Genomic DNA, 12,113 nt, shown 5'->3' on the forward strand with positions numbered 1-12,113 from the left:
GTTTCTTTTACCGTTCTTTTTAGTATTAAAACTGAGGCATTTTGGGCATTTTTTTTTGCATAACAAAAAATATTAAGGGTTAAGAGCTTACTCTAGCATAAAACTCAATATTTTAGCCCGCAAAATTTTCCCTTAAGCCTAATTTAAGGGCTTTTTTTATGTAGCATCGTCATCTTCATGCAGGACCTCTATCTCACGAAACTTATTCATTTGCTTATTAATCAGCGCTTCTTTGAGTTCATCTAGTAATTTTTTGCTCAACTTTGACAAGATTCTTTTTATATTTTGAATGTCTTTATCAGTTAAAAAATCAGTTGATTGATCTAGTATTCCATTTAATTCATCGATACGTTTCTTATGTTCGATATCAAATTCTATAATATGGCCTGCATCGTATTGTTTTTTTGCTTGTGACTTTTGAAATTTTGGATCTTGTGTCATGTTTTTATTTTATTTTCTCTCAGACTTAATTATATCACAAAAATGTATGTATGTGGATGGTTTTTCTAAAGAGTGATGGGGATGTGTCACTTTGCACAATGTATCTTGTGCGAAGTAAGTAAGGTGGAACGGAGGCTCATTAAACACTTTGGGTAAACTTTTTCAGGCTTTCACCTAAGTGCCAGTTTCCTGTGTTCCAAATAAAGCAGATCTGTTTTTGTAGGCTCGCGATATATTCCCGCATGTGTAATCTTATGATGAAGCTTGCACAACGCTATGAGATTATCGTGAGATTTGGTCTTTGCATAGCCATTTTTGTGATGAAACTCCGTTGCCGGCCTTTCGCAATTCGGACTGCTACACCTGCCACCTGTTTTTGTGAGGGTTTCTGTTCTTTTTTGTTTTGGGATGTAACGAGTGATTTTCTTAGATTTCTTCACCGCCTTTGCCTCACGATTAACCGTCTCATCCGCAACCACATCCCAACGATTCACCACCGCCCCATCTTCACGATCCATCGCCTCAGCCTCAGCTCTACCGCCCACAACCTCCGCAATTTCCCCGTCACCCTCCACCTCTTCAAAATTTTCCCCGGGGAAAAAGTGGTCGAACTGGGCTTGTATAAGCCGTTTCAATATTTCCTTGTTAGATTGCACCTTCATTTTGTGTTTCATTTTTTCAAGTTGATATCGCATCACGCCGTCAAGTTCGATTTTCATCGGCGCGCGTGAGATTTTGCCTCGCATTTCCCTCGAATATTCCTGCACTGCAGCCTTTGGAAGATTTTCGACCATTTTTATCAACTCTTTTTCGTTTTCTTTTGTCGCCATAAAAGCCACCATCGCGACTTTGTGAACTCCTTGCTCTCTCACGGTTTCAAACAAATTTTGACAACTGACTTCACTTAATTTTCTCTCAACTTTTATAACTTTATCCACGACTCCGGCGGAGAGTCCGCCGCCAAATCGTGCGGCGTATTCGTAAATATTCGCGCAACCATAAGATTTATAAATCTCTTTTTTATAGATCTCGGGAATCAGAAGGATAAGTTCGTGAGTAATTTTATTTCGTTGATTGCCAAGGGAAATAAATTTTTTGTGAAGGTTTTTTGCCGCCAAAAGATCGTTTTTCGCCTTGATCCCGACGGATTTCTGCAGGGTATTTTCTCCAACGAGTCCGTTTGATTTCTGCAAGGTATTTTTCCCCACGAGTCCGTTTGATTTTTTATTGTACATATCTTTTATATTTAAGGATTATTAGAAGAAAATACTAACAAAAATCCGTCAAAATTGCCAGACAAAAATAGGCAAAAAACATGAGTAATAAGCCAAAAATCACCATTTCGAGTTGCGTGAGAATGGAAATGTTGCGTGGTACGCACGCACTCACCGATGTGGTTCAAAAAAGTAGGCGAAGTGGAGGGGGGAGGTGCGAGGGATAACGGAGGTCGTGGGGTGGCGAATCATCAACAAAAATGCCCATAGGCGGACATTTCTATTTCCCGCAAAAGCGGACATTTCTATTTCCCCGTGACATAACTTGTTTAAGACTTGTATAAAAGGCGTAATAATAGTAATTTGTGCTCCGTATTTATGGGGGATTAGCTCAGCTGGCTAGAGCGCTACATTGACATTGTAGAGGTCGGTGGTTCGAGTCCACTATCTCCCACCACAAAATAATATAAAACTAAATGAACTCTCTCATCTCAATCTGGCAGAATATACCATCTCATTTGAGTCCGGTTGCGATTTCGATATTTGGTTTTGATGTTCGTTGGTATGGGCTGATGTATCTCGTAGCGTTTATAACGACATACCTACTCGTCATACATAGAACAAAAACTGAGAAATCTTTTTCAAAGTATTCGAGTGATTTTATTTTGGATTTATTTACTTGGTTGATTATAGGGTTAATGCTTGGGGCTCGAATCGGGTACGTCATATTCTACAATTTTCAACATTTTATAAAAAATCCTTGGGAGATAATTTTACCTTTTGAGAAAATAGGTGGCGAATGGATATTTACCGGCATAGCCGGTATGTCATATCATGGAGGAGTTATCGGGGTAGTGATCGCCGGGTGGATATTTTTGAAAATAAAGAAAGAGGGCTTTTGGAAGCTTGCAGACTTAGTTTGTCCGGCAATCCCGCTCGGTTATACGTTTGGAAGGCTTGGGAATTTCCTAAATGGCGAACTATGGGGACGTATCACTGATGCTAAAATAGGAATGTATTTTGAGAGGTCAAAAGATGCTTTAGGAGAAATAGCGCTCCGCCACCCTTCTCAACTTTACGAAGCTTTTTTTGAAGGGATAGTTTTATTTGTAATTCTTTGGAGCATAAGAAAATTTGTAAACAAGAAAATGGCGACGGGATCAATGCTCGGACTTTATTTGGTAGGATACGGCCTAGCGCGATTTACAATAGAATACTTCCGTGAACCGGATAGCGCTCTAGGCTTCATCGTATGGAGCTTTTCAATGGGTCAAGTCTTAAGTTTTGGAATGATAATTGCAGGTGTTGTACTTTTGGGATTTCTTTCGTACAATTCGACCGCAAATCATAAATCAAAACAATGAACCTCTCAAAAAAACTTAAAGAATGTCTCAATAACAATTGGTGTGTATTTGGCTTGTTCGCATTGATAGCAACTATCCTATATGTAAATGTAATCAATGGCCCTTTTCTTTGGGATGACATAGCATTGGTAATCGAAAATCAATACACACATTCTTTTGAATATATCTCAAATTGGTTCACCGGGGAGAATTTTATTGAAGCACAAGATGGCATATACAGACCTATTTCAACGATGGCCTATGCAGCGATTTATCAAATATTCGAATTGAATGTATCGGCCTATCACATATTTCTAATATTACTACATACCCTAAATGCATTTTTAATTTTTGTACTTTCACAAAAACTAAAATTCAGCAAGATCCCAAGCCTATTTATCGCCTTAATATTCTTGACCCACCCAGTTCAAACCACCTCAGTTAGCTATATAGCCGGGGTACCTGACGTACTCAACGCTTCATTTGTATTGGCTGGGCTAATGCTATTCACAAATAAAAAAACTATTTCTATGATCGGCGCAGCGATTTGTTTTATACTCGCACTCCTATCCAAAGAATCAGGAATAATCCTTCTTGGACTCGCTGCATTGATAGCAACGTACAATTGGAAGGAATATAAGCTCCCGGAACGGAAGCTAAAAGTTACTTTCTTTATAACTCTCCTAATACTTACCGGAATATACTTCTGGCTAAGAATTCAATATTTAAATATTGATGGACTAGCGCTTAATAAGTCGGTTTTCGAATATAATGACAACATATTAATTCGAATCCTAACATTTGTTTCTGTAATTTGGGACTACGCAAAACTAACATTCGCACCAATAGAGTTATCTTTCGACAGACAGGCTGTTTATTATAAATCGTTACCAAGTATAAGAGCGGTATTTGGGCTTATCGTAATAATAGGGGGGCTTATTTGGTCATATTTTTCATTCAAAAAAAATAAAAAATTCTTTCTCGGATTTCTATGGGTTTTTATTAGCCTAGGACCAGCTTCTGGTTTAATAAGCAACAATACGACATATCGAGAAAACTGGTTATACGTAGCGCTTATAGGGGTGGGCATTTTAATCGCTACTCTCTGGGAACAATTAAAAACAAGAAAATCTAAAACGATATTTGTATCAACGTTTATAATTATACTGTTACTATTTGGAGTAAAAACAGTTTACAGAAATTTTGAATGGGCGAATCCACATGCTTTTTTTGAAAATGAAATCAAGCACAATCCATACAACCCACGAATATACAATCAATATGCACAACTAACTATGAAGGATGGTGATTTAGATAAAACTATTGAATTATCTATTAAAGGAATTGAAGCCTTGGCGCCAATGGATCCGAAATTAACAAAAGCCCAGTATACATTAGCAAAACTATACCTATTAAAAGAAGATGCGAATAATGCAATAGTTCATTTTTTAATGACGTTTGAAACGGACCCAAATTATTTAAAATCACATGAGCAATTAGCTAAGATTTTTAGACTCGGAAATCGCCCAGAGAAAGCTGCGAAATTTACGGAATTTGTAGAGAGAATAAAAAATGGTGGAGTCGTCACTTTGGATGAAATCAAAGAAACGAAACAATTAAATTAACAATCAATGATTGAGTACGCGCAAAAACTAATTAAAAAAGACCTAACCATTTTCATTCTCTTTTTTTTAATTGGCCTAGGGATTTATGCGAACGCCTTGAACGCGCCTTTTATTTGGGATGACTTCACACTTATAGATTCAAATGAGCAAATAAGATCATTTGACCATATAGGTGAATGGTTTACTACAAGCTCAACAAGTGGAGTTAAGGGCGGACATGATAGCCCCCTTTATCGGCCAATGATGAAAGCTTTGGATGCGACAATTTATCATTTCTTTAAATTAAAGCCATTCGCTTATAGAGCATTAAATATTCTACTGCATATAATAAATTCCTTTTTAATATTCACTCTTTTTAGGAAATTAAAATTAAAAAGAATCGGAGCGATATTTGCAGCATTGATTTTTTTGGTACATCCTGTGCAGGTAGAAGCGGTAACATATATATCCGGACTACCGGATGTATTGTCAGGATTTTTTATCCTGGCAGGCCTTCTATTTTTCAAATCAGGTAAAAACATACTTACACTTTTGACGCTTCTGCTAGCATTTTTATCAAAAGAAATTGCGATAACTTTTTTCGCCTTCGCATGGTTAATAACAATATATGAATGGAAATCTTATGATAAAAAAACGCTCAATACAAAATTAAAATGGCTCACAGTTTTTACGATCATAAGTATAATTTATTTTATACTTAAACTCACAGTACTCAATTTTACCGGAACGGCAGACTTAACCGATATTGTAAATGATTATACGGAGAGCATATTAATTCGAACTATCACATTCATTTCCATAATTTGGGAATATGCAAAACTTATAATATATCCTGTCCATTTATTTTTTGAGAAGTCAGTAGTGCATGCAACTACATTACTTGCACCAAAAGGGATTTTTGGATTAACAGTTTTAATTGGTGGGTGCGGAGCCGCTTACAATTCATTTTTAAAAGATAAAAAATTCCTATTCGGATTTACGTGGTTTTTTATTCCACTGATCCCGGTATCTGGAATATTTATAATATCAAACGCTTTTTACGCAGAGAGATGGCTATATTTGCCATTGATAGGTGTGGTATTCGGTATCGCCGCATTATGGGAAAATTTAAAGACAAAAGAGGCTAAAGCTATATACATATGTATATTAGTAATTGTCTCAATGACATTTGCAACAAGAACAATTTTTCGAAATAGGGAGTGGGCGGATCCACAAGAGTTCTTTGAAAATGAAATAGCAAACAATCCTTATTCTCCAAGAATATATAACCAACTTGGAACTGTGCATTTTGCAAAAAGAAACTATAATAGAGCTTTGAGTGCTATTCAAAAAAGTATTGAACTCGACGACGCTAAATCCAGTCCAATATTTCGTTTTAACCTGGGAAATACTTATTACTATCTTGGAAAAAACGATAAAGCTATATTCTGGTTGAACGAAGCTCTGGAAATGAAGCCGGATTACGAAAAGGCAAAAATCGTATTAAATAAAATCTTAGAAGAAAACAAGATTTACCAATAAATATTTATAGATGGAATTTATAAAAAAAGTATCAAACTTAAAAAACCGGCAAGTATTTATAATTTTATTTGCCCTTGGAATGATTGCCTACCTCAACGTAATGAATGGTGAATTCATATGGGATGATGTAATTTTAATCACAAAGAACGAACACGTGCACTCACTCAGTTATATTTTTACGTTATTCAAAGAGAGCACGTTAGAAGGAGTTGGGGTCGAGGGGAATTTATATCGCCCTCTCGTAAACATGATATTTGCAATTATTTATGCCTTTTTTGGCGAGAACGAAATCGCCTATCATGCTTTTAATATTTTACTACATATTGGGAATGCCTTTCTGGTATTTATACTATTAGAAAGGTTAAGCTTCAAACGTTTTGGAAGCCTGCTCGCAGCAAGTATATTTCTGCTTCACCCAATTCAAACGGAATCAGTAAGTTATATAGCGGGCTTACCAGACGTACTAAATCCATTTTTCATCCTACTTGGGCTTGTAATCTTCGCAGGCGAGGATGATAAGCCCCTTAATGCAAAGACGAAAATATTAGTAGTAATATTTACCATCCTCGCCCTACTTTCAAAAGAAACTGGAATAATTTTCCCGGCACTGGCTGGGTTAATTTTATTTTATAAATGGGATCACCTTAGCCAACAAAAAAAGAGTAGCATGCTGCAAATGATTGCCACCATGACTCTTGTAACAATACTTTATATTATACTTCGAATGACGATACTGAATTTCACAGGAAGTTTTGATCTTAATTCTGGCATAAGTGTATATACAGGAAATTTTATGTTTAGAGTTTATACCTTCTTCGCAGCGATTTTCGAGTATGCGAAATTAATTTTCTATCCCGCTAATTTACATTTTGAAAAAGCCTTTGAGGTATTTGCATACCTAGCCAAAAAACCTGCTCTTGGGCTTGGCATAATACTTGCATCATCATCTTTAGCCGTATTTTCATATTACAAAAAACGTCACTTTTTCTTCTTCTATGTATGGTTTGTCATAACTATCGCTCTTGTTTCCGGAGTATTCCTTCCCTCTAACGCAACTTACAAAGAGCACTGGTTATATATGCCACTCATAGGATTTGTGTTTTTGATTCCAAGTATATGGGAAAAGCTAAAAAGTGATTTATCAAAACAAATATTTCTAACGACATTTCTAATAATATCTATATTACTAATATCTCAAACCATTCACAGAAACACGGAGTGGAAAGATAAATTAACTTTCTTCGAAACAGAAATTAAATACAACCAAACTTCATCCAGATTACAAGATAGACTCGGACTATATTATTTCGAAAACAAAGAATATGAAAAATCAGTAGAATATTTCAAAAAAGGAATTGAGCTAGATAAAGATGGTCGAATACCATATATAAGAACAAATCTAGCAAACTCATACCTTGCAATGAGGGATTTGGATGCGGCGGTCAATGAATATTTCACTGTGCTAGAATCTCATCCAAATAGCTTTGACGCGCACGTCGCACTTTATAATATTGCCATCGCTATTCATAACAAAGAAATGGAGGATGCGTTCTTTGAATTCTTACAGCGAATAGAGGCCGGCGGCACAGTAGACTTTGAGACCGAAATTCTACCATGGGCAAACACTCAATAAAATTATCTTTATGAGAAATTTATATAAATTTATTGAATGGAAAAATTGGCATTTTTTTCTGTTATTTTTTTTACTTGGGCTCACGGCATATATAAATATTTCAGCCGGCGATTTTATCTGGGATGAAAAAACACTGATCATAGGAAATGAACACGTACATTCTTTGAAATATTTTTTCAATTGGTTCACGGAATCACCAACTTATGCGGAAGGGGTGGAAACATCAAATATGTATAGGCCACTTGCTACCATGGCGTATGCGGTCATTTATTCGGTCGCCGGTCTTAATACAATCCCATACCATCTTGTGAATATTTTTCTACATATCGGAAATGCATTTTTAACTTTTGTTTTTTTACAACGACTTGGATTCATGCGCATCGGAAGTCTACTCGCAGGAATTGTTTTTTTACTTCATCCAATTCAAACAGAATCAGTAAGCTATATAGCCGGACTACCGGACGTACTCGCTCCATTTTTTATGTTACTTGGGCTAAATATATTTGCAAATAACAAAGAGCTAACAGCAAGACGGATCACGTATATAACTATACTTATGTTGTGCGGGATTTTATCAAAAGAGATCGGAATAATATTTGTACCGCTCACTCTTCTAATTGTACTTTTCAAAAAAGAAGATTATTTAAAAAAACGGAAACCTGAAACTATAAAAACCCTCTTAATATTAAGTGGCGTAACTATTGCATATCTAATTTTTAGAATAACGGCGCTCAATACGACCGGAACTTTCAGCTTAATAGGTGTTGAAAATCTTTATACCGAAAACATACTATATCGAATATATACATTTTTCGCGGCTGGAATCGAATATATAAAAATGATTATTTACCCTGTGCATTTATTCTTTGAAAAACCATTTGAGGCGTATATATACATGGCTCCAAAAGTACTGGCAGGGATGTCGGTCGCACTAATCGGTCTAATTTTTAGCATAAATTCCTACCGTAAAGACCGCCACATATTTTTTATATACTTCTGGTTTGCAATAACTATAGCACTCGTTTCGGGGGTAGCCTTCCCTTCTAATGCATTATACAAAGAACACTGGCTATACATGCCGTTAATCGGAATAGTTATGCTTATCCCATGCGTACTCGAAAAAATCCGCGGAGGAACAACTCAAAAAATATTTATCGGAGTAATCTGCATAATGTCTATACTTTCAATAATAAAAACTATCGACCGCAATTCACAGTGGCGAGATGCAAAAACTTTCTTTGAAAACGAAATCAGTTACAATCCGACCTCTTCAAGATTGTACAACGAGCTCGGCATGTATTACTACGAAAGAGAAAATTGGCAGTCCGCAAAGACTAATTTTGAAAAAGGTATTTTATTAAACAAAATACGGCTCATGCCCGAGCTCGGCTATAACCTCGGCAATACGTATCTCGCAATGGGAGACCAAGCTTCAGCAGCTCAAATGTACCGCCTAGTTCTCGAAAGCGATCCTACCTACCTAAAAGCGCACATTGCCATGTATAACCTGGCAAAATCCAGTGATAATAAAGAGATGGAGGCTTTGTTTCTCAAAAACATAAATCGCCTAAAATAGGACATTTCTATTTCCCGCAAAAGCGGACATTTCTATTTCCTCGTGACAAAAGTAGAAAAAACCTTGCATTTTTAAGCCAAAATACCTAATATGCGCAAGCTTTAACACCCAATAACTCACTTTGAGATGTCAAAAATATGTCCAATAACAGGGAAAAGACCTTCTACGGGTAACAATAGAAGTCATTCAAACAGAGCGACAAAACGTCGTTTTCTACCAAATTTGATAGTTAAAAGAATATACGATCCAATCACAAAAACTTGGAAAAAAATGCGTATTTCGGTGAATGCACTAAAAACTCTTACGAAGAGAATGAAATAGTTAGATGCATAAACTTTAAAACACAAAAAGCCTTCTAATTGAGGGCTTTTTTATTTTCTTCACTTCAGATAAACTCATAATCGATTATAATTACAAATATGGGCCACAAAGAATTAGCACAAAATAAAAAAGCATACTTTGATTACGAAGTACTCGAGGAGGTTGAGGCCGGTCTCGTGCTTACCGGAGCGGAAATCAAGTCTATAAGAAGCGGGAATGTAAATCTCAAAGGCTCTTATGTTGGCGAAACGGCAAAAGGGCTAGCAGTAAAAAACATGCACATATCCGAATATCCGCAAATGGACACAAAACAATCTCCTCTACGTGAAAGACGGCTTTTACTACATAAAAAAGAAATTGAAAAACTTCAAATAAAGTTAAAGGAAAAGAATTTAACCATAATTCCCTTGAAAATGTATTTGAAAAAAGGGTACTGTAAACTCCTTCTTGGCTTATGCAAAGGCAAGAAACAACATGATAAAAGGGATACCTTAAAAAGAAAAGACCAAGATATGGAAATCCGAAGAGAGATGAAAAAATATTAATTAAAGATAACCGTAGAATCTATGCAAAAAAAATATGAAAAAATAGTTAAAGAATTAACAAAATTTTTCAATAAAAATAACTTCAAAAAAGCTGTGATCGGGCTATCCGGGGGGATAGATTCATCCCTAGTTCTAAAACTCGCTGTCGATGCGCTCAGGCCTGAAAATGTCGTTGGTATACTCATGCCGGAAACAGGCCTCACCAAAGAAGAGAATATAACTCATGCAAAAGGCCTGGCGGATTTCTTCAAAGTTCAAACTTACATAGTTCCTATTAACAGCGTTCTCGTACCATTTAACACTACCCCATGGCACCCATCGAAACTCGCTCAAATGAATACAAAGGCTAGGGCTAGAATGATACTTTTGTACAGTTTTGCTAATACGGAAGGAGCTTGCGTACTTGGCACTTCAAACAAATCTGAAATCCTGCTTGGTTATGGTACAAAACATGGGGACTCTGCCTCCGATATATATGTAATTGGTGATTTATTCAAAACTGAAGTTTGGAAAATGGCCGAGCTCTTAGGTCTTCCGGATGAAATTATTCAAAAAGCACCATCTGCAGAGCTAACTTCAGGCCAAACAGATGAGGAGGAGCTCGGCGCTTCATACATCGAAATCGACAAAACTCTTCAAGCCCTACTCAAGGAATGTGAAGACATCGACACTCCAAAAGAAATGAAGCGCACTCTCGAAGTCTTAATTGGAAAAGGCATGGACTCACTACTCGTTCGCAAAGTGGTAAAACTCATAGAGGATAACAGGCACAAATCGAAAACCCCACCTACAATAAACACCTAAAAATCAATCGAATTAAGAAATTCACCTGGAGTAAAAATATCCAAACCTGATAGGCGACTTACGTTTTCGTCTTTAATAAAATGTCTTATATCGAGAGTAAGTAGTGCATCGACATTTACACTTTTAGCGGACGCTAAAATATGAACATCATCAGGGTCTTTAATCCAACTTGAAGCGGTGTTTAATTCCTTCTTAGTAGGCTTCGGAAGAATTTTAACTTTACTGATCTTAAGCAAATCTCGAAAGATATTCAGATGCTCAATCGATTTTTTCTTTAACGTACGCTCAACTTCATCAACCACACATTCAGAGATAACCGCTTTACAAAAACTCATTTCACATAATTCAAAAATCTCCGCCGACGCACCAGTAGAAGAAAAAAGAGCGGCTACAACAACACTACTATCAATAAAAATAAGCATACATACAATTTAACTATTATGACGAATTTCATCTAACTCAATAAGCATCTCCTCAAGAGTGATACCTTTTTTCCTTGCCATTTCAGCACTTTTTTTAAGAAGATCTTGGGTTTTTAATTTTTGTGGGGTCAATATAACCGCTTTACCTGCCCATACGGTAACAGAAAGAATTTCATCTTCATCTATACCCATTTCTTCACGAATATTTGCTGGAAGAGTAATTTGACCCTTTTTACGAACAGTAATATTATTCATAATCGGAAAGTTAGAAATAAAGTAGGAATTTCTGAATAAATTATAACTTTTAATTGAAAGATTTGCAAGCTAAGCATGAGGATAAAAACCTAAGATTATGGTTCTTTAAACAAATTGGGCAATGCTATGTGCGAATTTTGCCAGCTGAATGCCGTGTTTCAAAGGCTGTGCACGCGCACACGTCTTGAACGCCGTGTTTCAGACGTCATTCTTAAGAAAAAGCCATGAAGTACGTATTTGATAGACCATTTTATGAGAGAAGTGTGGCTGGGAGTGCTTTTTTAGCAAACACATAAAAACCAAATTGTACGGATTATTGTACAATCCCTCCTTCCGGGAAGAGTTTTTGTACAAGATAACGTACAAAATCTGTTCACGTGCACACTTTCACATAACCAAAATTCATTAAATTT

Annotated in this window: 12 protein-coding genes and 1 tRNA gene; 9 read left to right on the forward strand and 4 right to left on the reverse strand. The window is 36.2% G+C overall.

Annotated features, from left to right (window positions below; genetic code table 11):
- Nucleotides 1-156: 156 nt before the first annotated feature.
- Together Q8P68_02555 and Q8P68_02560 are read right to left on the reverse strand one after the other, a co-directional pair.
- Nucleotides 157-441 (reverse strand): hypothetical protein, encoded by a 285-nt coding sequence (locus Q8P68_02555; GenBank protein ID MDP4008051.1) that lies wholly within the window; start codon nucleotides 439-441, stop codon nucleotides 157-159.
- A 170-nt stretch (nucleotides 442-611) separates the two neighbouring features.
- A complete protein-coding gene (locus Q8P68_02560; protein MDP4008052.1) occupies nucleotides 612-1,676 on the reverse strand; it encodes an HNH endonuclease signature motif containing protein in 1,065 nt (354 codons plus the stop codon).
- 359 nt (nucleotides 1,677-2,035) lie between these two features.
- Between Q8P68_02560 and Q8P68_02565 the strand changes: the two genes are divergently transcribed.
- From Q8P68_02565 to Q8P68_02605, 9 genes are all read left to right on the forward strand, one after another.
- Nucleotides 2,036-2,112: transfer RNA gene (locus tag Q8P68_02565), tRNA-Val, on the forward strand.
- Between the two features lie 19 nt (nucleotides 2,113-2,131).
- Complete coding sequence (gene lgt / locus Q8P68_02570) at nucleotides 2,132-3,019, forward strand: prolipoprotein diacylglyceryl transferase (protein ID MDP4008053.1); 888 nt, start codon at nucleotides 2,132-2,134, stop codon at nucleotides 3,017-3,019.
- Entirely contained in the window at nucleotides 3,016-4,623 is a 1,608-nt protein-coding gene (locus tag Q8P68_02575; GenBank protein ID MDP4008054.1) for a hypothetical protein, read from the forward strand. The genes lgt and Q8P68_02575 overlap by 4 nt, the downstream gene beginning before the upstream one ends.
- A 6-nt stretch (nucleotides 4,624-4,629) precedes the next feature.
- Nucleotides 4,630-6,144: a tetratricopeptide repeat protein gene (locus tag Q8P68_02580; protein MDP4008055.1), complete on the forward strand. Its 1,515-nt coding sequence runs from the start codon at nucleotides 4,630-4,632 to the stop codon at nucleotides 6,142-6,144.
- 10 nt (nucleotides 6,145-6,154) lie between these two features.
- A complete protein-coding gene (locus tag Q8P68_02585; GenBank protein MDP4008056.1) occupies nucleotides 6,155-7,777 on the forward strand; it encodes a phospholipid carrier-dependent glycosyltransferase in 1,623 nt (540 codons plus the stop codon).
- 10 nt (nucleotides 7,778-7,787) lie between these two features.
- Complete coding sequence (locus Q8P68_02590) at nucleotides 7,788-9,353, forward strand: hypothetical protein (GenBank protein ID MDP4008057.1); 1,566 nt, start codon at nucleotides 7,788-7,790, stop codon at nucleotides 9,351-9,353.
- A gap of 126 nt (nucleotides 9,354-9,479) precedes the next feature.
- A complete protein-coding gene (gene rpmB / locus Q8P68_02595; GenBank protein MDP4008058.1) occupies nucleotides 9,480-9,674 on the forward strand; it encodes a 50S ribosomal protein L28 in 195 nt (64 codons plus the stop codon).
- Nucleotides 9,675-9,772: 98 nt separating this feature from the next.
- On the forward strand, nucleotides 9,773-10,219 hold the full coding sequence (smpB, locus tag Q8P68_02600; GenBank protein ID MDP4008059.1) for an SsrA-binding protein SmpB: 447 nt from the start codon (nucleotides 9,773-9,775) through the stop codon (nucleotides 10,217-10,219).
- A gap of 21 nt (nucleotides 10,220-10,240) precedes the next feature.
- Complete coding sequence (locus Q8P68_02605; protein MDP4008060.1) at nucleotides 10,241-11,023, forward strand: NAD+ synthase; 783 nt, start codon at nucleotides 10,241-10,243, stop codon at nucleotides 11,021-11,023.
- Here the strand turns inward: Q8P68_02605 and Q8P68_02610 are convergent.
- Nucleotides 11,020-11,445, reverse strand: a complete 426-nt coding sequence (locus Q8P68_02610) for a PIN domain-containing protein (GenBank protein MDP4008061.1) — start codon at nucleotides 11,443-11,445, stop codon at nucleotides 11,020-11,022. The two genes, Q8P68_02605 and Q8P68_02610, sit on opposite strands and share 4 nt — an antisense overlap.
- 9 nt (nucleotides 11,446-11,454) lie before the next feature.
- Nucleotides 11,455-11,700, reverse strand: a complete 246-nt coding sequence (locus Q8P68_02615) for an AbrB/MazE/SpoVT family DNA-binding domain-containing protein (GenBank protein MDP4008062.1) — start codon at nucleotides 11,698-11,700, stop codon at nucleotides 11,455-11,457.
- Nucleotides 11,701-12,113: the final 413 nt, after the last annotated feature.

The organism is Candidatus Peregrinibacteria bacterium (assembly GCA_030700255.1).
GTDB lineage: Bacteria > Patescibacteriota > Gracilibacteria > UBA1369 > JABINC01 > JABINC01.